At 41.1% G+C, this 23,587-nt stretch carries 18 protein-coding genes; 8 read left to right on the top strand and 10 right to left on the bottom strand.

Annotation, left to right across the window (positions count from 1 at the left end):
* Positions 1-44: 44 nt before the first annotated feature.
* Positions 45-2,168, bottom strand: coding sequence for a winged helix-turn-helix domain-containing protein (locus AC27JR_RS04655; protein WP_487172921.1), 2,124 nt, complete (start codon positions 2,166-2,168; stop codon positions 45-47).
* Between the two features lie 328 nt (positions 2,169-2,496).
* On the opposite strand from AC27JR_RS04655, the gene AC27JR_RS04650 reads away from it, so the two are divergent.
* From AC27JR_RS04650 to AC27JR_RS04620, 7 genes are all read left to right on the top strand, one after another.
* A complete protein-coding gene (locus tag AC27JR_RS04650; RefSeq protein WP_487172920.1) occupies positions 2,497-5,517 on the top strand; it encodes a TonB-dependent receptor domain-containing protein in 3,021 nt (1,006 codons plus the stop codon).
* Between the two features lie 136 nt (positions 5,518-5,653).
* Positions 5,654-6,124 (top strand): CreA family protein, encoded by a 471-nt coding sequence (locus AC27JR_RS04645; protein WP_008466374.1) that lies wholly within the window; start codon positions 5,654-5,656, stop codon positions 6,122-6,124.
* A gap of 3 nt (positions 6,125-6,127) precedes the next feature.
* Positions 6,128-6,910, top strand: a complete 783-nt coding sequence (locus AC27JR_RS04640) for a hypothetical protein (RefSeq protein WP_487172919.1) — start codon at positions 6,128-6,130, stop codon at positions 6,908-6,910.
* Positions 6,911-6,912: 2 nt separating this feature from the next.
* Positions 6,913-7,539: a LysE family translocator gene (locus AC27JR_RS04635; protein ID WP_487172918.1), complete on the top strand. Its 627-nt coding sequence runs from the start codon at positions 6,913-6,915 to the stop codon at positions 7,537-7,539.
* 11 nt (positions 7,540-7,550) lie between these two features.
* Positions 7,551-8,045, top strand: coding sequence for a gamma-glutamylcyclotransferase family protein (locus AC27JR_RS04630; RefSeq protein WP_487172917.1), 495 nt, complete (start codon positions 7,551-7,553; stop codon positions 8,043-8,045).
* 27 nt (positions 8,046-8,072) lie between these two features.
* The gene (locus tag AC27JR_RS04625; RefSeq protein WP_487172916.1) at positions 8,073-9,614 is read left to right on the top strand and encodes a serine hydrolase; all 1,542 of its coding nucleotides are present in this window, start codon (positions 8,073-8,075) and stop codon (positions 9,612-9,614) included.
* A gap of 103 nt (positions 9,615-9,717) precedes the next feature.
* The gene (locus AC27JR_RS04620; RefSeq protein WP_008114852.1) at positions 9,718-10,641 is read left to right on the top strand and encodes a histone deacetylase family protein; all 924 of its coding nucleotides are present in this window, start codon (positions 9,718-9,720) and stop codon (positions 10,639-10,641) included.
* Here AC27JR_RS04620 and AC27JR_RS04615 read toward each other — a convergent pair.
* Positions 10,621-10,920, bottom strand: a complete 300-nt coding sequence (locus AC27JR_RS04615; protein ID WP_487172915.1) for a DUF4144 family protein — start codon at positions 10,918-10,920, stop codon at positions 10,621-10,623. The two genes, AC27JR_RS04620 and AC27JR_RS04615, sit on opposite strands and share 21 nt — an antisense overlap.
* A 76-nt stretch (positions 10,921-10,996) precedes the next feature.
* On the opposite strand from AC27JR_RS04615, the gene AC27JR_RS04610 reads away from it, so the two are divergent.
* Entirely contained in the window at positions 10,997-13,525 is a 2,529-nt protein-coding gene (locus AC27JR_RS04610) for an EAL domain-containing protein (RefSeq protein WP_487172914.1), read from the top strand.
* On the opposite strand, the gene AC27JR_RS04605 is transcribed toward AC27JR_RS04610, so the two are convergent.
* The 8 genes from AC27JR_RS04605 to prmA all read right to left on the bottom strand — a co-directional run bounded on the left by AC27JR_RS04605 (position 13,498) and on the right by prmA (position 23,559).
* Positions 13,498-14,313, bottom strand: a complete 816-nt coding sequence (locus tag AC27JR_RS04605; RefSeq protein WP_487172913.1) for a DUF2797 domain-containing protein — start codon at positions 14,311-14,313, stop codon at positions 13,498-13,500. The two genes, AC27JR_RS04610 and AC27JR_RS04605, sit on opposite strands and share 28 nt — an antisense overlap.
* Before the next feature lie 21 nt (positions 14,314-14,334).
* Entirely contained in the window at positions 14,335-16,875 is a 2,541-nt protein-coding gene (locus AC27JR_RS04600) for an EAL domain-containing protein (RefSeq protein WP_487172912.1), read from the bottom strand.
* Positions 16,876-16,968: 93 nt separating this feature from the next.
* Entirely contained in the window at positions 16,969-18,252 is a 1,284-nt protein-coding gene (gene purD, locus AC27JR_RS04595) for a phosphoribosylamine--glycine ligase (RefSeq protein WP_054202604.1), read from the bottom strand.
* A 14-nt stretch (positions 18,253-18,266) separates the two neighbouring features.
* The gene (locus tag AC27JR_RS04590) at positions 18,267-19,085 is read right to left on the bottom strand and encodes a class I SAM-dependent methyltransferase (protein ID WP_372859281.1); all 819 of its coding nucleotides are present in this window, start codon (positions 19,083-19,085) and stop codon (positions 18,267-18,269) included.
* A gap of 109 nt (positions 19,086-19,194) precedes the next feature.
* Positions 19,195-20,781, bottom strand: a complete 1,587-nt coding sequence (gene purH, locus AC27JR_RS04585; RefSeq protein WP_487172911.1) for a bifunctional phosphoribosylaminoimidazolecarboxamide formyltransferase/IMP cyclohydrolase — start codon at positions 20,779-20,781, stop codon at positions 19,195-19,197.
* 332 nt (positions 20,782-21,113) lie between these two features.
* On the bottom strand, positions 21,114-21,404 hold the full coding sequence (fis, locus tag AC27JR_RS04580) for a DNA-binding transcriptional regulator Fis (RefSeq protein ID WP_002957804.1): 291 nt from the start codon (positions 21,402-21,404) through the stop codon (positions 21,114-21,116).
* Between the two features lie 19 nt (positions 21,405-21,423).
* Positions 21,424-22,395, bottom strand: coding sequence for a tRNA dihydrouridine synthase DusB (dusB, locus tag AC27JR_RS04575; protein ID WP_171034673.1), 972 nt, complete (start codon positions 22,393-22,395; stop codon positions 21,424-21,426).
* A 282-nt stretch (positions 22,396-22,677) separates the two neighbouring features.
* A complete protein-coding gene (gene prmA / locus AC27JR_RS04570) occupies positions 22,678-23,559 on the bottom strand; it encodes a 50S ribosomal protein L11 methyltransferase (protein ID WP_008466387.1) in 882 nt (293 codons plus the stop codon).
* Between the last annotated feature and the right edge of the window lie 28 nt (positions 23,560-23,587).

Genomic DNA, 23,587 nt, shown 5'->3' with positions numbered 1-23,587 from the left:
TTAATTTTTAAAAATTTGGTTTAGCATAGTTCAGGCTGTTGTTTTTATGGCAAATATTGATGATTAATACGCTTTATATCAATCTGTGGTGACTTATACGAAGAGTACACCAGCCAGTTTGTACTTGTAATATAAGTTAAGCCTGAGCTGCGGCTAAATGCGCGTTCAGGAAGCCTTATTACATCATGATGACTTTTGGTTGAAAAGTCGTAATAACTTAATCGGTAGTCGCCTTGTTTTACATTAAAATAGTAAATACGCGATATCGCTAAGGTGTCGCCTTCAAAAAAGTACCACGAATTATGATTAGATAAATTAATTTCGCTAACCAGTGGTTGCTCAGTTTGGCTATCAGGGTCTTTGATCCATAACTGATTAGTTGCTTGGTTGGCAAAAATTAAAGCGCCTTGCTGGTTTTCATAAGCGTATAATGTTGGTGAATCTATGGCCTGTTCGAGTTTATTACCATTTAAATCGAAACGATACACGTGCTGATCATCAGAGACTAATACGCTTTTACTGTCTGCAGCCCAGCTCGGTTTGCCATGATCGCTAAAGCCCGTAGGTAATAGTTTGCTGATTTGTTTATTAAAGTCATACAGGTATAACGCATGACCACTAGGGTGCGAGGCAACAAAAGCAATATAATCACCATCAGGCGACCATACTGGGTGGTAAATATTGGCATTGAGATTAGTGAGCTGCTTTCGAGACGTACCGTCTTTATTTGCGGTCCACAATTCCATTGAACCCGACTCATTAGAGGCAAACGCAAGTTTGTTTCTGGCTTTATTGTAATCAGGAAAGCGAGTACTAAAATGGCTCGATAACACTGGGAAAGGAGAGCTTGCAACCGCATTATTAACCTCTAAACGCATTAAAGCTGAGTCTATATTCCACTGATGAAAATACAAACTGCCATCACTGGCAAATTCTGGGTAGCTTAAGCCATCTATGCGGGCATTGATCATTTGTTGTGTTTTAAGGTTGTAAAAGTACCCTTGGCGTTTACCTTTTTTCACACCAGAAAAAACGAGTTGCGCCTTAGAGGGATGCCAATCAATGCCTCTCATATCAATAAACCCAGTAGTTAACTGCTTTGCATTGCCTGTTTTTATATCGATTAAAAATAATTCTTCAAACCCCGTTGGTAAGTTACGAGAGACTACAAGTTGAGTTGCATCTGGGGAGAATACAACCGACTCATCGGTATATTGGCATGCTGAAATACAAGGTATTTGAGTAACTGTGTATGACGATGAGGTTAAATCAACAAGGTTAAGTTGAGTTAGGCTATTATTTTCATCATCTTCACTAATATAAACCAGTTGTGTGCCCACGGCATTTATGTCTATATCGGTACTCGCTTTGCTGCCGCACAGCCCTAAAACAGTGGTATTTCCCGAGGCAATATTTTGCTGAATGACTTCACAACCTTGAGCAGCTATACGGCGGTAATAATAAATAAACGTTAAATCAGGACTAAATACCGCTCGCCCTTCAATAAATGGCGTGTCGGTAAGTGCGATGGCAGCTTGTTCGGGTAAATGTAAATCGCGTAAGTATAAATTAGCTTTGTGACCAGGGCGGCGCCAAGAGTATGCTAAAAAGTGACTGTCGCTGGATATAGCGGGGAACAGCTCTCGCCCTGGGCTGGTAGTAATGGTTTCAACATGATCGTATAAGCGCTCTGCTTGTTGCGATAGCGCAAGTGGCTTATTTTCATCGCTAAAAGCGTTATAACCCCAGACACCAGCGAATAACAAGGCCACGATAGCCATGGCTACAGCGAAAATATATTTAGGCCGAGTAGGGGATGTACTATTAATACTTTTCTGCGCGTTTGGCATTATTGGTTTTTGCACTAAGCGATAACCTGTTTTACGCAGTGTTTCTATGTAGGTGTTGTCGGGGTCAAGCTCTTTAAAGCTTTTACGAAGGTGCCATATGGCATTAGTGAGTGCTTTTTCACCCACATATTGATTACCATCCCATACGTTTTCGATTAGTTGTTCGCGACTCACCGCATTTGGATAACACGTTACTAAGTAGGTCAGCAGTTCTATAAATTTAGGTTGTAAAATACAGGCTTTATCAGCACAAAACAGCTTATTTTCAAACGCCGATATTTGGCAATTTCCAATTGAAAATGGCTGTTGAGTATTCATAGTATGTGTATTTAAACCTCTTCCTAGTATGAGTTATTAGCGATGTTTACACGTGTTGTTTAATGCAAAGTAACACGATAATTAGTTAATATTCAATTTTACACCATTCTAACACAATAAATATAAGTTCATGATTATAAATAAATAGATATTAAATAGATGTAAAATAGGGATATAAACGAGACACCTCTCATTGTGCTTTTATTCACGATTACTTACAACCTGTTATTAGTAAAACAAACCAATTAGTACAAAACAGATTTAATAACTAAAAAGTTAATAAAAAAGCGATTTGTACTAATGGGCTAATAAAAAATGAGGGAAGTCTGTGAGTAAAATATCAACCAAAAAATGTGCGTTAGCACTGGCTATAACAGCAAGCTTATCTGGGCATGCAATAGCAAATGACGAGGCAATTGATCGTCAATCAACTGCTAAGGCAAGCGAAGAAGTGGTACAAGAAGTACCAGAGAAAATAACAGTAACAGGCTCGCGTTTAAAGCGTGATAGTTTTTCAGTTACGACTCCGCTGGTTACCATGGACAGAGCATCAATTCAGGATACAGGCTTAGGCAATCTTTCAGATGTATTAATCGATAATATGCCTGCACTGAGCCAAAGTATTGGTAACACAACCAGCCAATCAAGCATTTCGGGAACTGGTTTATCAACAGTCCAACTTCGTGACTTAGGCGCTAATAGAACGCTGACATTGATTGATGGCCGCCGTGTTGTCTCTAATAGTTACGGTGGTAATTATGTCAGTTTAAATACCATTCCTAGTGGCATGGTAGAACGTGTTGAAATTATTAGTGGTGGTGCGTCGGCCACTTATGGTGCCGATGCGGTTGCTGGTGTAGTTAATATTATTACCCAGTCAAAAAAAGAAGGTTTTGAATTTCAAGCCCGTGGCGGTGAAACAACAGATGGTGGCGGTCGCGAGTTTACGCTTGATTTAAACTACGGAACGTCATTTGCTGATGATCGTGGTTATGTATTTGTTAGCTCAAACTGGGATCGTGATTTTGGTATGACCTTTTACGATCGCGACCGAGCGCAAATAGAAGCGGCGCATCGTTTTGATGATGAGCTGATGTGTAATCAAATGTACACTGCTGATGGCTATCAGTGTATGAGCGGTATTACACAAGCTGATTGGGCAAGCAAAAGCGATGGCACCTTAGGTGGCGTATTTTTAGAAAACAACCGAAACGATACGCAATTTTGGTATGACGGCCAAACGCTACGTGATGATTGGAAAGGCAATGAAGAGATATACGGTATCAACTCACAGCAGTACGTTATGCTTGATGTACCTAGTGATAACTTTTCGACCGCAATAAAAGTCGATTATGATGTAACAGACGACATCATGAGTTATTTCCAAATTCAATACAGTAAGAGTGGCTCGTTCAACGATAAGTCACCAGAAGATGAATACGAAGGGGCTTACGTACCTCGCTACGACCCAGTGACTGGCGATCCTATCGATGATATTGCGCCAGGTTATATTCCTATTGATAACCCATATGTGCCACAAGAAATTATTGACAGTAACCCATACAAAGACCGTATTTATTGGGATCGTCGTTTTGGTGAAGTAGGTAATATCAGCACTGACAACGACCGTACGACTATTCGTACCTGGGCTGGCCTGCAAGGTATGATGTTTGATGATACATGGGATTGGGATATTTCTGCCGGATATGGTCAATTTAAACAGCATCAAATCCGCAGTAACGAGTTAAACACGGTACGTGTTAACCAAGCCCTGCAAGCTGAAAAGCTAGCCGATGGCACTATTCAATGTAAAGACGCCGAAGCGCGAGCGAAAGGATGTGTCCCGCTTAATTTATTTGGTGAAGGGTCTATTACCCCTGAAATGGCTGACTGGATCCGTACAAATCCAATTATTGATACTGAGATTCAACAGTACACGGTAATGGGTTATATCACCGGTGACTTATATGAATTGCCAGCAGGTAATGTGTCTGCAGTATTTGGTGCAGAGTATCGTAAAGACTCGCAAAGCTTAGATACCAGCGATGATATGAAAGCGGGCGGTATTACGTTTAACGTTGTGCCTTCTTTTTATGGTGAAGTAGAAGTATATGAGGCGTTTGCAGAGCTTGCAGTGCCACTACTTAAAGATGTGCCATTTGCTAAAAGCTTATCGGCAGAAACATCGTTGCGTTTAGCAAATTACAGTATTGATAATATCAGCACCGTAGCCAGTTATAAGTTAGGATTATTGTGGCAGCCAATTGACGGGTACATGCTACGTGCTAACTATGCGCGTGCACAGCGTGCCCCAACTATTACAGAGCTATTGTCACCCCCTCGTGGCGATTTTGATTCATTTGATGATATTTGTGATGGCTTAACTGCAACATCAACAAACCCAGGGCACGATAACTGCCGTTTAGAGCCAACCTTGGCACAAAAGCTGGCTGATGATCCTGACTTTGAATTTGAAAGTGAAGACAATAACTATTCACCAAATACGGGTAATCCAAACTTAAAAGAAGAAACAGCCGATACCTATACCTTTGGTATTACTGTTTCACCTGAGTTTTTAGATGGCTTTAACTTAGCGGTTGATTATTACGACATTGCCATTGTTGATGCAATTGATGAGATAAGTAACGAAAACATCATGCGTGAATGTTATGACTCAGAGGCTGCGTGGGGTAGTGATAACGAATATTGTAACGATATTACCCGTAACGACGAAGGTAACATTGTAAAAATACTACAGCGTGAATATAACTTAGATGAGTTAACAGCGCGCGGTTACGATGTAGTTGCAACTTACAAATATGACATAGGCAGCTATGGTAACCTGTCATTTAAGCTTGATTACAATCATATTATTGAAAACTCGCAAACCTATGAAGGGTTAGATGGTTCTAGTGTGACTTCTCAGTATGCAGGTTATGGTCGTTCAAAAGATAAAGCCGCTATGTCGATTGTATGGAAAATGGATGACTTACGTATCCGCTGGCGTACAAATTACGTAGGTGCTTTTAAAGCAAGCCAAGAAGATGAGAAAGATTACCTTGAATATGTTGCTGCAAATGATGAACGCTGTGCTACGGGCGATGCCGGTTGTATTGCTAACCCTGAGCCACTGGCATATCAAAACTATGGCTCATTTTTAAAGCATAGTTTATCAGCGTCTTACACTATGGCACTGACAGATAAGAGTGACTTACGTGTATTTGGTGGGATTAATAATGTATTTGACGACAAAGGGGCATTTTATCCAAGTGGCCGAGGTAACTTTTATAGTGGCTACGGCGGCGGTGCCGGTCGTTATGTTTATCTAGGTGCACAATATAGCTTTTAATTATTTTTAGCTGTATTTGTTTGCAAAGGCACTCCTTCGGGCGTGCCTTTTTTATTGCTTATAAAATTTGTTTTATCGCAGTGAAAGCGTTTAGTATAAGGCATAACTTAATTTTATTATGAACGAAGGACTTGCTATGAAGTATCTCAAAATGGGTAGTCTAATTGCGTGTTTAGCAGGGCTTACAGGGTGTTCTGATGATGTTGCTTCAGTGAGTTTAGGGCTGTTTACCACTAAAGATGTGGTGGTTAACTCACAGCAAGACCCGCTTGTTACAGGGGTTACTTGTCATATTAGTCACATTGAGGCTAATTTAGATTTTTCAGATCCCTCAGATATGTCGATTGCTTGTCGTCAAACAGGGCCAATTACCGCAGACCAATTACAGTCTATTGACCGTAGTAAGTCGGGTGAAGTCGTGTTTAAATCATCTAAGAGTATTTTGTTTAAGTCGTTAAAGGTTCGTCGCATTTATGATGCTAAAACCCATACGTTATTGTATTTATCGTACTCAACGAAAGAATCTACGGGCAGTCATCATCACGCGCTTTCTACGGTGCCTTTATACAATACACAAGCATGGCAATGGGCACAGGGGCAAGAATAGTTTATGTTAACCCTATTTAAATCAAAGCCCTTATTGGCAGAACAAGAAAAACAGTGGCTAGTTGATACCTTTATTTGGGCTGCAGAAAACTTTGACCTGAATTTTTTTACTAAGCATAGCCAAATTATTTTACCAACGGTCGAGTTTTTTCCTGATTCGGTTTCAAGCATTGAAGAAATGGCCAGTAAAGTGTTTGCGCGTGTTAAACATTATGCTGGTATGAGTGAATGGCCGATAACACTTGTTGCACCACAACAATTACAACCTCAGGTGTTTCCACATTTTGAATTTAGTGAGCATCTACGTGGTGAGCACTGCCATTTAATGGTGCCACCAAGCCATGCAATTAATGTGTCGTTTAATCCAAATCAAATCAATCAGCCACAAGATTTAGTAGCTAGCTTTGCAGGTACTCTTGCTACCATTTTAATTCATCATGTAGGCGTATTACCCCCAGGTGGTAAAGCGTACTTACCTCAAGCAACAGATGCTTTAGCGTGCTTTTTAGGTTTTGGGGTGATGATGAGCAATACTGTGTACCAGTTTAAGGGTGGTTGTGGCTCATGTTACAACCCATATGCCAATCGCGAAGCCACGCTCAGTGAAACCCATACTGTATTTATGCATGCTTTAGTAAGCTATTTTAAGCAAGATAAACACTCTAAAAAACATTTAAAACCGCATTTACGAGGACAGTTTAAAAAAGCGCAAAAAGAAATAAAAACGCTGGTTAACCAATCGGCTAACCCATTATTATTGGCTTTTGCGCCAGAGCAAGCCAGTTAACCATGGCCTATATTGATGAGTTTTTATTAATTGCCATTGCTCACTTTTTTGCAGTGGCCAGCCCCGGGCCTGATTTTGCTGTGGTACTTAAGCAAAGCGTACAATATGGAAGGCATAATGCGCTGTGTACCAGTGCAGGTGTAGGCGCAGCTATTTTGTTACACATAGCTTATTGCGTGTTGGGAGTCGCGCTGGTTTTAACTCAATCGCCTTCGTTGTTTATGGCACTTAAATATATAGCCGGTGCTTATTTAGCGTATTTAGGTGTGCAGGCGCTGCGCGCTGCCAAACCTTCAAATACCGCCAATAATGAGCAGATAAAACCCAGTCTTGCCGCTGAGTCATCATGGCATGCGTTTCGCCGTGGTTTTTTTACCAACGCATTAAACCCTAAGGCTACACTATTTTTTATGTCGCTGTTTACCTTAGTGATTAGTCCAACCACACCGGTAATAGTGCAAGTGGGGTATGGTGTTTATATGGCGCTTGCTACTTGGGCTTGGTTTTCTATTTTGTCGCTATTGTTATCAAAAGCACGGGTGCGTAACTTTTTTCAACAAAGTGGTTATTGGTTCGATCGCGGCATTGGCATTATTTTAATCGCACTGGCTGTGCGAGTTGTTATATAAAAAGGAATAGTATGGCGTTATATAATTTTTCGTTTGGCTCCAATATGTCATCTAATCGTTTATTGGCACGTTTACCTAATGCAAAACGTATGGGTACGGCGCTTTTAAAAGGTTATAAGTTAACCTTTAATATGGCCTTTGCTGATGGTTCAGGTAAATGCACTATTGTACCCACCAATGAACCCGATGCTCTGGTATATGGGGTGGCGTATCAGCTTAATGAGGCCGAAAAAGAGATCTTAGATAAAATTGAAGGCCCTAATTACGACTGTGTTGATTTAACCGTGAGCCTTTTAGATGACGATGACATTAATGTGCACTGTTACATAGCAAACACACATGACGACACACTGCTACCTTATGATTGGTACGTGCAGCATGTATACCGCGGCGCACTTGAGGCGGGCGTACCCGAACACTACAGTCAACGCATTTTAGCTTACCCGAGTAAGCAAGATACTAATAAAGCGCGCGCCGAAATAGAATTTGCGGTTCATCGAGACTAAACAAAAATAATAACCTAAGGTAACACTATGAAACTCACAAAATTGGCTGCAGCCGCATTGCTTGCAGGCTGGGCATTTACAAGTTCTGCAGCGGTTGATACCGATAAAATAGCAGAGGTGATCAATACCTCAATGGCACGGTTTAATGTACCCGGAATGGCCGTTGCTATTGTTGAAAATGACAAAGTAGTATTTGCTAAAGGCTTTGGTGTTGCCAACCTCAATACTAATAGCAAGGTGAATAAAGACACTTTATTTGGCATTGCTTCAAATACCAAGGCATTTACCAGTGCAGCACTGGCTAAGCTGGTGGATGAAGGCAAATTAAGCTGGGATGATCGCGTAATTGATCACCTACCCGAATTTAGATTGCATGACCCATACGTTACTCGTGAAATGCGCATACGCGATTTGCTAAGCCATCGCAGTGGGTTAGGGCTTGGTCAAGGCGATTTAATGATTTGGCCAAGTACAGATAAATCGGTAGCCGATATTTTATCTGGGCTGAAATATTTAAAACCTACGAGCAGTTTTCGTAGCCAATATGCTTACAACAACCTAATGTTTGTTACCGCTGGTGAAGTTGTTGCGCGTATATCGGGGATGAGCTGGAACGACTACATTGAAAAAAATATTTTACAGCCGCTCAATATGAGCAACTCACGGGCTGGCTTTTCGCGTATCGCTAAAAATAACAAAAACTGGGCAATTGGGCATATCCCAATGGACGGTAAATTACATCCCTTTTTTGTTAATTACCTTGAAGATTTTAGAGGGGCAGGAGCCATTGCATCAAGCGTAAATGATATGAGCCAATGGCTACGTACTCAACTTGCTGGTGGTAAAATGCCTAATGGCGAGCAGCTGTTTAGCGAAAAACAACAAGCACAAATGTGGCACCCACATATTACCTCACTGGCATCTAAAAGTGCTTATGAAGCGTACCATCAGCAATTTAGAGGTTATGGGTTAGGTTGGAGTATAGAAGATTACCATGGCGTTAAGAAGCTGGCACATGGTGGTGGTATTTTAGGTATGGTATCGCAGGTTACTCTTTTGCCAGAGAAAAACGTGGGGATTGTGATATTAAGCAACCAACAAGCGTTTTCTGCGTTATCGGCGGTGACCCATGAGGTACTTGAAGATGTACTAGAGCTTGAAGATAAAGACTGGGTTGAAGATTTAGCTAAAAAGCATTTTGCAGGTAAAGAAAAAGCTTATGCTAACGCGGCTCCATCAGTACCAACAGATATTCAGCCAGCATTACCAGCGATTAATTACACCGGTACGTTGCATGATGATTGGTATGGCGATGTCATTATAGAAGATCTAGCTGGTAAATTACGCATTGATTTTACCCACACAAAGCGCCTTAAAGGTGAACTGGAGCATTACACTGGCAATACCTTTATCGTTAAGTGGGATGAAAAACTATTAGAAGCAGATGCCTTCATTCGTTTTTCTATGAGTGCAGATAACCGCGTAGAATCAGCGAAAATGAATGCAGTTTCAACGCAGGTGACCGATTTTAGCTTTGATTTTAGAAATCTCGACTTAAAAGCTAAATAACCTGAACCTTGGTTATATAGTCGTTTAGTATCAACCAAAGTCGCAAAGCCACCCTCAGGTGGCTTTGTTATACTTGTCAAGCAACTTATCTTTGGAGTTAGCTATGCGCACTGCGATTATTTCTCACCCCCACTGTCGTAAACATAAAATGATTGACGATCATCCAGAGTGCCCTGAGCGTTTGGATGCCATTAACGACCGTTTACTTGCAAGTGGACTGGATGTCGCTATTGAGCAAAAACAAGCGCCTAAGGCCTCGCGTGAGCACTATTTATTAGCGCATAGTGAGCAACACATTAAGCATGTAGAAAGTATGATCCCAATCGAAGGGCTTAGCGATTTGGACGGCGATACCTGGTTGTGCCCCGATTCACTGAAAGCCATTGAGCGTGCAGTAGGAGCTGGGTTACTCGCTGTTGATGAGATTTTAGAGGGTAAATTGGATGCCGCGTTTTGCTCAGTGCGCCCGCCAGGGCATCACGCTAATCGCGACAGCTCTTCTGGTTTTTGTGTGTTTAACAACCTTGCGATTGCGGTTAAATATGCACAAAGCAAAGGGGTGAAACGCATTGCCATTATCGATTTTGATGTGCACCATGGCAATGGCACGCAAGATATTTTTATGGATGATGAAAATGTGTTGCTGTGCTCGTTATTTCAATATCCATTTTATCCAAATACCGCCATTAAAAATAACGCCACACTGGTAAATTCACCTTTGCCTATAGCTAGTGATGGTACTGATTTAAAAGCGCTTTATGAGCAGCAGTGGTTGCCAAAATTAACAGAATTTAAGCCTGAGCTACTTTTTATAAGCGCAGGGTTTGATGCGCACCTTGAAGATGATATGGCCAGTTTAAAGTTTGTTGAAAGTGATTATATATGGCTTACTGAGCAATTAGCGCAATTTAGCCAACAACATGATTGCTTAGGTATTATCTCTTATTTAGAGGGAGGATACTCACTGTCAGCCCTCGGGCGCAGCGCAATTGCACACGTTAAAGCCTTAGTTGATTTCGGCGAGTAACCTAAATGCCTGTTCAGGAGTAAGCTGCTCTATTTTACTGAGACAACATTGTCCTTCTTTTGCTAAATATTCTTTTACCAATTGGGCTAATTGTATTGCACTGAGTGCCTTATGTGCATCACCATTTAAACCTTGATAGCCACTTACCTTATCTAAAATAACCACGTTTTGCTGCTCATTCACGTCCAGAGTATAAATAAAGTCATGTAACTCATCGGCATACTCTAATAGCTCAATCTCATTATTATAAATAATAATTAATGGGTAACTGATGCTCATATATTGTCCTAAATCAAATTGTCATTTACTGAATAATTTATAATCGTGCATTGGTTTAATTTTGGAAGTAGAAGCAATGCCTCACACTAGCCGCTATCAAAAAGTATGCGATGTTTTTACCAATAAGGTGATCGCTTGCACTAAGGATACCCCTTTAATTGAAGCGGTGAAACTAATGCGTGCGCACAATGTTAGCGCTATTTTTGTTAAATATCAGCAGCAAATAGTGGGGGTATGGACTGAAACAGATTGCTTAACGCTTAACTTTTCTGATCAGACACTAAGACAGGTAATGATTGAGAATGTGATGTCGAGCCCAGTATTAAGTGTACCCAGCCAGCAATTATTAACCGATACCGCCATGGTATTTAATAAGCACGGGGTTAAGCATTTACTAGTAACCGATGCCAACGATAACCCAAGTGGGGTGATCAGTATTACTGATATTGTGAGTAATCAAGGATTAGAGCATTACCTGCAATTTAGACCGATAAACGATCAGTATAATAAAAAAATAAGAGTCGTCCCCAGTTCATTAGCAATTAATGACGCGGTTAACTTAATGCGCGAATACGCTGAAAAAGTGATTTTAGTCTTTAATGAAGATGAAAATGTCCATGGCATTATTACCCAACGTGATTTACTAAAGCTCATCACCGAGCAGCATAACCATCTTGTTTGTTGGGATTTAGCGAGCCGTCCTCTTTATAAAATAAGCCCTCAAGACAGCCTTTTTGATGCTTACAGGTTAATGTCTGAAAGTAATATTCGGCATTTAGTGGTAAGCGAAAATAATCAAATTAATGGTGTATTGTCGCTTGAAAACCTAATTAATGAAATTGAAACCGCTTATTGTTGTGAGCTTGAAAAGGTACTTCAGCAGCGTGATATTGCACTGCAGCACTCACAGCGTAATTTATTTTTAGCCAATAAAATTATCGACTCCTCTCTAGATGGCATCATGATCACCGACTCGAATGGGGTGATTATGCAAGTAAATCCTGCATTTACCCATTTAACCGGTTACAAAGAATATGAGGTGATAGGTAAGCGGCCAAATATGTTGAGTTCAGGGCGTCATGATAAAAACTTTTACATAAAAATGTGGGATTCACTGACCAAAACAGGGGTATGGCAGGGGGAAATTCATAATCGTAAAAAATCTGGCGATATTTATATTGAATGGCTCAGTATTATAGAGATAAAAGAGCCAAGTCATAGTGATGTGATTTATGCCGCTATTTTTAGTGACATAACAGAGCGAAAAAATGCAGAAGAAAAAGTGGTGCAGCTCGCGTATTTTGATGAGCTAACTGGCTTACCTAACCGGCGCTTATTTAACGATAGACTCTCTATGGCACTGGCCGCAGCTCACAGAGATAAACAAATGTTGGCGGTAATGTTTATTGACCTAGACCGTTTTAAAGAGGTAAACGACAGCTTAGGCCATAACGCCGGTGATACCTTATTAAAATTAGTCTCTGAGCGCATTATTAACACTCTTAATGAGGGAGATACACTGGCGCGATTAGGGGGTGATGAGTTTATTGTATTGTGTGAGGTTGAAAACGTAGCAGCTGTTATCAGGCTTGCAGAAGGGATTTTAAATCACTTAAATACCCCCTTCAAATTGGAAGGATTTGAAGTGGGTGTTACCGCCTCTATAGGGGCTGCCGTTTATCCAGATGATGGCTTAGACAGTGAAACATTATTAAAGCATGCTGATATTGCCATGTATCGCTCAAAAGATGTAGGGCGTAATTCGTTTCAGTTGTTTCAACCCTCAATGAATGCACGCTCTCTAGAGCGCTTAGCGATGATGAGCCGTTTTCAACATGCACTAGAACATGATGAGTTTGAGCTTTATTTTCAGCCTAAAAAGTGTTTAAAAACAAGGGCGATTATGGGGGCTGAAGCATTACTGCGTTGGCATGACCCTGATTTAGGCACTATTTCACCAGCGCAGTTTATTCCACTCGCTGAAGAGTTAGGTTTAGTTGTACGTCTCGATTTATGGGTTATTAACCAAGCCGGTAAAGAGTTAACTCTTTGGCAAGCAAAAGGAATGAACCCTGGGCGTTTAGCAATTAATGTATCTGCTTGCCACCTAAGCCAAGGTAAGTTGGCTGATAATATTAAAGCGATGCTAACTCACTATCAATTACCAGGTAATTTACTTGAAATAGAGCTGACCGAAAGTAGCTTTATAGGCTCTTTTTCACAGGCAAAAGAACAATTACAACAGCTTAAAACGCTAGGTGTGCATATTGCGCTTGATGACTTTGGCACGGGGTATTCGGCGTTAAGCTATTTAACAAAATTGCCCTTTAACTCATTAAAAATTGATGCCAGTTTTATTGCGAAAATTCCTGATGAATACGGCAATAGCCAAATTGTTACGGCGATTATAGCCATGGCGACAAGTTTAGGATTGGATGTGGTTGCTGAGGGAGTTGAGCATGCCTCGCAAGAGGCACACTTAGCAACAATAGGCTGCAATGTTATTCAGGGTTACCATTATTGCTATCCATTAACACGACAGCAATGGATAGCATTTTATAACCAAGCAGCAAATGGTTATTCTGAGTCTACACTCACTTCATAAGAGGTGAATTTTCGAATATTAATCACACCACTATCAAAAATTAAGTACTGACCTTTTATACCTTGTAAAACGCCGCTAACAACGGGGTTTTTGTCAAAGTTAAACGAGCTAATTTTGCTTGGGTATTCACTGACTGGAAAATCAAGGTTTACTACGTCTTCATCAAGTTCTTCAATGGCGGTTGCGCCAAACAACTCACTCAGCTCTGTGAGCTTTTCGCTTATTTGTGGAATAAGTTCAGCGGCCGCTGCTTTTAAATCAAGCGCGTCGTTTTGTCCTTTTAGCATATTACGCCAATTGGTTTTATCAGCAATAAACTGTGCCAGTGCCACTTCAACTAAGCCCGATTGCAAACGAGTCTGCACTTTAAAAATGGGTAAGGCTTGGGTTGCCCCTTGGTCAATCCAACGGGTAGGGATTTGTGTATGGCGAGTAATTCCCACTTTTAATCCTGAGGTATTTGCTAGGTATACATAATGCGGGATCATGCAATTTTCTTCGCCCCACTCTGGCTCGCGGCAGGTGCCTTGGTCGTAATGGCAGGTTTCCGGTTTCATGATACACATATCGCAACTAGCAAGTTTGCGCATACATACAAAGCAATGTCCTTGAGAGTAGCTCTTTTTGGTTTTTTTACCACAGTTAGAGCACAAAATTGTGCCACTAAAAGTAAGGGTCAGCTGTTTGCCAATTAAGGCATTTAAATCAACCAGCTGCTCACCCACAGGTAGATGATATTGAACTGGCTCTGTTAAGCTCGACTTTAATTTACGCAGTGTACCTTGCATCTTTTCTTGGCCCCAAAGATGTTAAAAAGGGGAGTTTAACATTTTTAGGCTGTATTGGCTTTTTAAGAAGTCTAAATAATTATCATAAGAGAGTGCTTTGGCATATAAGTAGCCTTGGGTACGATCGGCTCTCATGGCTGTAAGTAGTTGATGAACCTCTTGAGTCTCTACGCCCTCAATCGTAATCGTTAGGCCCAGATTATGTGCCATATCTATGGCTGTTTGTACAATAACCTGATGTGCACGGTTATCAGTTAAATCAAACACGAACGACTTATCTACTTTAAGTTCGCTAAAGTGATAGTTAACTAAGTAGCTAAGCGATGAATAACCCGTACCAAAGTCATCTAGTACTACTTTAACGCCTAAAGTGGCCAGTTCATCCACTAAGGTGACTAACGCATCTTGGTTTTCGACAAAAGCAGATTCAGTCAGCTCAAACTTTAATAAATGAGGTGCGACCTGATACTTAATTAAAATATTCTCTACTTTTTCGGTCAAATTAGTAATGGCTAGATTTTTTGCACTTAAATTAATACTAATACTATGATTTTTGATGCCATCGTTTGCCAGCTTTGCAATGTCTTTACAGGCTTGCTCAATAACCCAAAGGGTTAGCTCATTAATAATACCGGTGTGCTCAGCGAGCATAATCAGCTTTTCTATCGAAATATTTTTAAATTCCGCGTTAGGCCAACGTAATAGTGCTTCAGCGCCATTGATACTGCACTCTTTTAAGCTAATTTGTGGTTGATAATAAAGCGCAAGCTGATCCTCTCTTATGGCTTGCTGTAGCTTGGCAGCAAGTGATACGTCCATTGCTAGGTTATTATTAGCAGATGATGAGCTGACCTTAGTTAGGCTATGTTTAGCATCGTGTAATGCTAAATAGCCTCGCTTTAACCAAAACTCAAAGTCATCACGTTTACCATAACCACTAATGCCAACACTGTAATTAAGTTGTAGGTCTAGACCTTTAATTTGATACGTTTTTGGTAATTTATTTAAAATCTGTTTCAATAACTCTTCAAGTGTATGCTGACTCTGATTTTTAGTGGAAATACAGGCAAATACGCCACTGCCTAAATCAGCAATTTTAGCAGGCTGATTAATGCCACTGTTGAGCTGAGAGAACTCTCGTTCAAAGCTCAATTGGCGTTCTAACTCCTGAGCAACATGTTTAATGAGCTCATACCCTTGCGAAGGGGTAATAATGGTATTTAGAGAATTAAAGTGACGTATTTTCACTAAACATAAAGTGGTAGAGCGCTGTTGTGCTTTGAGTGCCATAAAGGCATATTTTAACTTGGCACTATTGAGTAGCTTGGTTTGCTGAGTATGTGTTGCATGGTACAGCGCTTGCTCACGCTGATAACGAATCCGATCAGCGAGTGCCATTGCCATTAAGACAATTTCACACAAAATGGCAATCAAAAATGCATGGCGTATTGAAAAACTATAGGAAATAACGCCTGTCAGTTCTAAGGGTTGTATCGCAGCGCCAATGATCAGTGGCACCCACGAAAACACGTAAAACTTAGCCCAGCGAAAACCACTTCTTAATTTGTTATAAATTAAAATGAAGCAGACGATATAGAGCGATCCTAAAATCACAAAAAATATCGGTGCTGCTATATTTTCAGGAATAAAAAAACTCAATATAGCAAGCACTAGCATTAGCCTTAATAAGCCGATGCTCAATTTATAACGCCAGCAACCATCTTTGTGATAACGCAAAAACAGTGTGCAAAAAGCAAGGGTAAAAAATGCAATGGCGTAATTCGCTACAATTACTTTTTCGTGAATAAATAATTGCCATTGCAGCGGCCATAAATAAAAACCAAATCCCAGAACGGTGCCCATTAATGCAATAGCGCTAATAATGTAGCCAATATAAACCAAATATACGCGGTCTTTAATACCAAAATAAAGTAATAGGTTATACAGTGAAGCCATTAACAGCACGCCAACAAAAATTCCCCAAATGCCCGTTTGAGAGCGCATCAAGTCAACAAATACTGTATGGCGATATAAGTGAATTGGGGTTTTACTGATCCCCACGGTATCTATTTTTATAATGAGGCGTTGCGTAGATTGACCATCAAGCTTAAAACGAATATGGGGTACACTGTATTCAAACAGAGTCAGGCGCGGCTCTTTGTCGCCAAGCTTATAAGTATCGAGTAGCTGGTTGTTATTATTAAGTCGGTATATGGTGAGATGATCCGCCATTGGGTTATCAAAGTGCGCCACTACATCTTCTTGTTGGCTACTTTTATTTTCTAAATCAAGGCGTAACCAATAATTTTGCTGTTTAAAGCTCCAAGGAATATCGCTAAATTCTTGCTGTGTAAACTGCGTTTGTGTACTCATTACTTCTGCGAAGTTTTGTGTCTTGGTTTCATCTATGTAATAAGCATGATCGAGGTAAACAGGGGTGATTTTATCTATAGTATAGCGAGAGGGCATCACAAAGTTTGATGACAATGTGCTGATAATAAAAAAAATAAAAATAAGTATCACGACCGCTATCGCATGATAGCGCAAGGTTTTAAAATCCAATATTAATCTATGCCCTGATTGTTTTTTTATAGTGTAGCAGTAAAAAGCGCAGATAATCTGCGCTTATAAAGCTTAATGAGTAAAACTCAATAATTATTGTTCACGAGCAATTGCACGATAGGCTATATCTGTACGGTATTCCATGCCGTCCCAGCTGATTTCATCAACCAGTTTATAGGCACGTTGTTGCGCTTCGGTAACGGTATTACCTAGTGCCGTTGCACATAATACTCTACCACCGGCAGTTACTACGTTATCGCCATCTTGCTTAGTCCCTGCGTGAAAAACTTTTTCGCCTTCAGGGTAAGTTACTTTCAGGCCACTAATCGCATCGCCTTTCGGGTAGCTATCTGGGTAGCCTTTGGCAGCTAAAACAACACCTACAGCAGCGCGTGAATCAAACTCAATGGTAGTTTTATCAAGCTCTACACGGTTAGCAGCTTCAATCAGCTCAACTAAATCTGATTGCAAACGTAGCATCATAGGTTGTGTTTCAGGGTCGCCAAAACGACAGTTATATTCAATTACTTTTGGTGTGCCGGTGTCATCTATCATTAAGCCTGCATATAAAAAGCCAGTGTACGGGTGGCCTTCGCTAGCCATACCTTCTACCGTAGGGTAAATCACTTCATTCATAATGCGTTGATGAATTTCATCAGTCACTACCGGTGCCGGAGAATAAGCGCCCATACCGCCAGTATTTGGGCCAGCATCGCCATTGTAAGCACGTTTATGATCTTGGCTAGTTGCAAATGGCAGTACGTTTTCACCATCAACCATTACGATAAACGACGCTTCTTCACCTTCTAAAAACTCTTCGATGACAACGCGGCTGCCAGCTTCACCAAAGGCATTACCCGCAAGCATATCGCGAATGGCTTCTTCTGCATCGCGTTCATCCATAGCTACAATCACGCCTTTACCTGCCGCTAAACCATCGGCTTTTATAACAATCGGTGCGCCTTTCTCTTTTAAATAGGCAAGCGCAGGGTCGATTTGTTCAAACGTTTGGTAATCAGCGGTTGGGATAGCATGACGTGCTAAAAAGTCTTTAGTGAACGATTTAGACCCTTCAAGCTGCGCTGCACCTGCTGTTGGGCCAAAAATAGCTAAGCCGTGTTCACGAAACTTATCAACAACACCTAATACTAGCGGCACTTCTGGACCAACAATGGTTAGCTCAACATTATTTTGTTGTGCAAAGCTAAGTAGCCCATCAAGATCTTCAACATTAATTGCTACGTTCTCAAGTTTTGGCTCAAGGGCTGTGCCCGCATTACCTGGAGCAACATAAACAGTGTTTACTTTTGTATTTTGAGCGGCCTTAAACGCAAGTGCGTGTTCGCGGCCGCCGCTGCCAATGACTAATACATTCATGGCGAATATCCTATTTAAAGCGGTTTTTTAAATTTCAGCGTCATACGATCGCTTTCACCTATGGCTTTATATTTAGCGGCATCTTGCTCGCCAAGTCTAAGGCTAGGTGGAAGGGTCCATACCCCTTTAGGGTGATCGGCTGTATCAAGAGGGTTTGCATTAATATCGCTTTTTGCTTCAAGTTCAAAACCTGCTTGTTCAGCAAGTGCAATAACCACACTTTGCTTCATATAACCTGATGACTTTTGCATTTCATCGGCTTGCTCTTCGGGTAGACGATGTTCAACTACACCTAAAGTGCCGCCAGGTTTAAGTGCTGTATAAAAAGACTTAAATGCATTGCTTGCAGCTTCTTTATCTTTACTCATGTACCAGTTATGGACATTACGAAAAGTAAGTACCATATCGGCGCTACTCGCAGGGGCAATATCTAAATGAGTAGAAGGAGCAAACTCAGTGAGTTTAACGTTACTAAAACGAGCGTCTTCAGCAATTTTAGCTTTAAAGCCAGCTAAAGAGCGCTGATAGTAACCTACCGATGAATCAGCAGGAAAATGCGCAGCATAATAGGTGCCTTGCTCTTTTAATGCCGGCGCTAAAATTTCACTGTACCAACCACCGCCTGGGGCAATTTCTACCACAGTCATTGTTGGTTTAAAGCCAAAAAATTCCAGTGTTTCTACAGGATTGCGGTATTGATCGCGCTCACTGCTACGCTCGCTTGCTTTAACTGCATTTGTTAATGCTGAGTCGTGGCCATGGTTGTGTGCCAATGCCATTGTTGAGCTTAATGACAGCGTGGCAACCAGTAGAGATTTTAGTGCAAATTTCATCGTCTAATCCTTCACATTATAATTGTTAGTCATGGTTATAGAATAAGCAGAATACGTGAATTTGATGCAAACAAAAAGAGCTAACTGAAGTAGTTAGCTCTTTAAGCGATTAATGGCGGAAATGGCGCATACCCGTAAACACCATTGCCATACCGGCTTCATCAGCGGCGGCAATTACTTCTTCATCGCGCATTGAACCACCCGGTTGAATAACCGCGGTAATACCTGCAGCGGCTGCAGCATCAATACCATCACGGAATGGGAAAAATGCATCTGATGCCATTACCGAACCTTTTACTTCAAGGTTTTCATCGGCGGCTTTAATACCGGCAATTTTAGCTGAGTAAACACGGCTCATTTGGCCTGCGCCAACACCAATAGTCATACCGTCGCGGGCATAAACAATGGCGTTTGATTTAACAAATTTAGCCACTTTCCAACAGAACAGTAAGTCTTTAAGTTCTTGCTCAGAAGGCTGGCGCTTAGAAACAACCGTTAAGTCGCCTTGCGTTACCATACCTAAATCACGGTCTTGAATTAGAACGCCGCCATTAACGCGTTTAATGTCATGGCCTGTGCCTTTAGCTGAAAACTCGCCACACTCTAATAAGCGAACATTTTGCTTAGCCGAGACTATTTGAGCCGCTTCTGCACTTACACTTGGTGCGATAATAACTTCAACAAATTGACGTTCAACAATCGCTTGTGCAGTTTTTGCATCAAGTTCTTGGTTAAAAGCAATAATGCCGCCAAACGCTGATGTTGGGTCAGTTTTAAAAGCACGATCGTATGCTTCTAAGATATTGTCGCCAATTGAAACACCACATGGATTAGCATGTTTTACAATAACACACGCAGGTACATCAAATTCTTTAACACATTCAAGTGCGGCATCGGTATCGGCAATATTGTTAAACGATAATGCTTTACCTTGTAGCTGAGACGCTGTCGCCACAGACGCTTCAGTGATGTCGTTTTCAACATAAAACGCGGCATCTTGATGCGAATTTTCACCGTAACGCATATCTTGCTTTTTAGTGAATTGCATATTAATAGTACGTGGGAACTTAGTATCTTCAGCGGCTTCTTCTGTGTAATCAGGAACCATTTTACCGAAGTAGTTAGCAATCATACCGTCGTATTGCGCTGTGTGCTCATAGGCGGCAATAGCTAAATCAAAGCGGGTTTTGTAAGTGGTTGAGCCGTTATTATTTTGCATTTCGCTGATAACACGTTCGTAGTCGCTTGCGTTAACAACAATCGTCACATCTTTGTGATTTTTAGCTGCGGCACGCACCATAGTTGGGCCACCAATATCGATGTTTTCAATAGCATCTTCAAGGCTGCAGTTTTCTTGAGCGACAGTGTTCGCAAAGGGGTATAAGTTAACTACAACGATGTCGATAGCAGCAATGTTGTTATCTGCCATTACGTCTTCATCTTGGCCACGACGAGCAAGGATACCGCCATGAATTTTTGGGTGAAGTGTTTTTACGCGACCATCCATGATCTCAGGGTGACCGGTGTGATCTGATACTTCAGTCACTTTAATAGCATTATCAGCAAGTAGTTTACATGTGCCGCCAGTTGAAAGTATTTCAACACCTTGTGCTTCTAGTGCACGGGCAAATTCAACAATACCGGTTTTGTCTGACACACTCAAAAGTGCGCGACGTATAGGACGATGTGTATCCATTGTAGTTTGATTTCCTCAGTTAATGAGCTAGCTTAGAAGCGCGTATTTTAACTGATTACGACTCAAAAAACGACTTATAACGACCCATAAAGCGTGAGCATTTTGCAATTTCGTTAATAAATTTTACAGATAAAAAAAGCACCCTAAGGTGCTTTCTACTCAAAATACTTTATACCAGTTGTATTGGATTAGTAAGCAATTATAACGACAGACAAATAAGTCAATAACAAGGCAAAAATTTTGCTGTGTAGTTATTCTACATAAAAAATTTTTAACGCAGTTAGGGACTTATTTAGCTCGTTAGAATGATTACGGTTTCAATATAGCTGGTATCAGTTCATACCGTATTTTTTAAGCTTTTTACGTAAAGTACCACGGTTGATACCTAGTAAAATTGCCGCACGAGTTTGGTTACCACGTGTATAAGTCATTACTTCTTCAAGCAATGGCGCTTCTAGCTCAGAAAGAACAAGGTCGTAAACGTCTTGCACATCTTGACCGTTAAGCTGCTTTAAGTAGTGGTGAACAGCTTTTTTTACTGCATCACGCAATGGCTGCGGTTTCTCGTGTGACTGAACATGAGGGTTAGTGATAAATGGAGAAGTCACGTTTTGTTCGAACATTATAAAGTCTCTTTCTTTCTTAGTTAGCTGCTAGTGTTTTAAAGTATTGCTCTAATGCGACGACCTGTGCCTCTGAATTGTCGAGCGCATTAAATACTCGCCTAAACTGACCGTCACTGTCATGGGTTTGCAAATACCAAGATACATGTTTGCGAGCAATTCGTGCTCCCATTGGCTCACCGTAAAACATATGGAGGTTAGTTAAATGCTCCATTAAAATACTGCGCACCTCTGCTATAGCAGGTGGCTGCATATGTTCTCCAGTTCGCAAATAGTGGTCTATCTCCCTAAATATCCAAGGGCGACCTTGGGCGGCTCGACCAATCATGATGGCATCTGCACCCGTATAGTCCAAAACCTGTTTTGCTTTTTCTGGTGATGTAATATCACCATTAGCAACCACAGGTATCGACACTGAACGTTTTATATCCCTAATAGTGGCGTACTCAGCATCACCTTTATACATACATGCGCGCGTGCGCCCATGTACAGCCAGTGATGCAATGCCATAACGCTCAGCTATTCTTGCAATCTCTACACCATTACGGTTGTCCTGATCCCATCCTGTACGGATTTTAAGTGTTACAGGTATATCAACCGCATTAACGACGGCATCAATAATCTCTTCCACGAGTTCTGGAAACTGTAATAAGGCTGAGCCTGCAAGTTTCTTGTTCACTTTTTTTGCTGGGCACCCCATATTGATATCTATGATCTGTGCACCGTTTGCAACATTGAATTGTGCGGCCTGTGCCATAAGCTCAGGGTCTGCTCCTGCAATTTGCACCGCACGTATACCCGACTCACCAGAATGATCCATTCGGTTCATCGACTTTTCGGTTTTCCAAACCTTCGGATTCGACGACAGCATTTCAGACACAGCAAGGCCAGCGCCTAAACGACGACATAGCTGTCTAAATGGTCTGTCTGTTATGCCCGCCATAGGCGCGACAATGACATTATTCTCAAGTTGGTATGAACCGATACGCACGATATTCAATAGGCCTCTTTTCAAGGGGCGCTAAGTTTACGGCTTTTTGCGCAAAAATCAAAGGCTATAAATTGAACAAAAGTGACTTTTTTTTGCTCTTTTCGTATTGACATTTGATAACCGTATGACGAAGCGGTTTATTTGTGTGAATTTTGAACGGTCGTTGTTTTTATAATAAAAAATCTTTATTTTTTATTATGTAAAAAAATAGTAAAGCCTGTTAAATACAGGCTCTAGATACGACTTTTGAGTTAATACTCTAAATTTTTTAAAAACGCACTATTATGCTTTTTTAGTCCCACTGACTCGGGTCCAGTCGCCTTCAATGGCAATTTCATCGAGTTCAATAAAGGGCGCGTATATGTCAGCAACCGATTGTGCTTGTTCTTCTAAAATGCCAGACATGGCAATTTTACCGCCTGGCTTTAATAATCCTAAAATAACACTATGAAGCTCACGCAGTGGTTGCGCTAAAATATTTGCCACTACAATGTCAGCAGTAAACTCAGGCTGGTTTTCTGGAAGGTAAACTTCAAGCTTGTCAGCAACGCCATTACGATTAGCGTTATCTAGGCTTGCTTCTAGCGCTTGTGGGTCTATATCTATCCCAATCATGCGCTCAGCACCTAATTTAATTGCTGCAATGCCTAATATGCCTGAGCCACAGCCAAAATCGACTACCGTTTTACCAGTTAAGTCTTGGCTTTCAAGCCACTTTAAACACAGCGCGGTGGTGGCGTGTGTGCCAGTTCCAAATGCAAGGCCTGGATCGAGTAGTACATTGACTGCGTCAGGGTCTGGAATATCGCGCCAGCTAGGGCAAATCCAGAGTTTTTCGCCAAATTGAATGGGGTGGAAATTATCCATCCATTCACGTTCCCAGTCTTTGTCTTCGAGTTGCTCAATTTTGTAAACTAAATTGTCTTTTAGTTCATCATGGCGCTTTAATAGCGCAACCACGGCGTTCATATCATGATTAGCTTCGAACAGACCAATTACTGTGGTGTCAGCCCAAAAAACGACAGTGCCAATTTTAGGCTCATAAATAGGGGTGTCTTTTGCATCAATAAAGGTGACTGAAGCACTACCAGCTTCCATTAATAGGTCACTTACTGCATCAGCAGTTGCAGCATTGGCATTGATACGGATTTGGATCCAGGCCATGTTTATTTCCTTGAAATAGAAAAAAGGC

This window comes from Pseudoalteromonas sp. NH0006-26 (assembly GCF_057552415.1).
This window is presented reverse-complemented; position numbering and strand designations above follow the sequence as displayed.

What these genes read in the sequence shown, in the direction of transcription:
- AC27JR_RS04655 (WP_487172921.1), bottom strand. Translation starts at nt 2,168, where the DNA reads ATGAATACTCAACAGCCATTTTCAATTGGAAATTGCCAAATATCGGCG.
- AC27JR_RS04645 (WP_008466374.1), top strand. Translation starts at nt 5,654, where the DNA reads ATGAAGTATCTCAAAATGGGTAGTCTAATTGCGTGTTTAGCAGGGCTT.
- AC27JR_RS04640 (WP_487172919.1), top strand. Translation starts at nt 6,128, where the DNA reads ATGTTAACCCTATTTAAATCAAAGCCCTTATTGGCAGAACAAGAAAAA.
- AC27JR_RS04635 (WP_487172918.1), top strand. Translation starts at nt 6,913, where the DNA reads ATGGCCTATATTGATGAGTTTTTATTAATTGCCATTGCTCACTTTTTT.
- AC27JR_RS04630 (WP_487172917.1), top strand. Translation starts at nt 7,551, where the DNA reads ATGGCGTTATATAATTTTTCGTTTGGCTCCAATATGTCATCTAATCGT.
- AC27JR_RS04625 (WP_487172916.1), top strand. Translation starts at nt 8,073, where the DNA reads ATGAAACTCACAAAATTGGCTGCAGCCGCATTGCTTGCAGGCTGGGCA.
- AC27JR_RS04620 (WP_008114852.1), top strand. Translation starts at nt 9,718, where the DNA reads ATGCGCACTGCGATTATTTCTCACCCCCACTGTCGTAAACATAAAATG.
- AC27JR_RS04615 (WP_487172915.1), bottom strand. Translation starts at nt 10,920, where the DNA reads ATGAGCATCAGTTACCCATTAATTATTATTTATAATAATGAGATTGAG.
- AC27JR_RS04610 (WP_487172914.1), top strand. Translation starts at nt 10,997, where the DNA reads ATGCCTCACACTAGCCGCTATCAAAAAGTATGCGATGTTTTTACCAAT.
- AC27JR_RS04605 (WP_487172913.1), bottom strand. Translation starts at nt 14,313, where the DNA reads ATGCAAGGTACACTGCGTAAATTAAAGTCGAGCTTAACAGAGCCAGTT.
- purD (WP_054202604.1), bottom strand. Translation starts at nt 18,252, where the DNA reads ATGAATGTATTAGTCATTGGCAGCGGCGGCCGCGAACACGCACTTGCG.
- AC27JR_RS04590 (WP_372859281.1), bottom strand. Translation starts at nt 19,085, where the DNA reads ATGAAATTTGCACTAAAATCTCTACTGGTTGCCACGCTGTCATTAAGC.
- purH (WP_487172911.1), bottom strand. Translation starts at nt 20,781, where the DNA reads ATGGATACACATCGTCCTATACGTCGCGCACTTTTGAGTGTGTCAGAC.
- fis (WP_002957804.1), bottom strand. Translation starts at nt 21,404, where the DNA reads ATGTTCGAACAAAACGTGACTTCTCCATTTATCACTAACCCTCATGTT.
- prmA (WP_008466387.1), bottom strand. Translation starts at nt 23,559, where the DNA reads ATGGCCTGGATCCAAATCCGTATCAATGCCAATGCTGCAACTGCTGAT.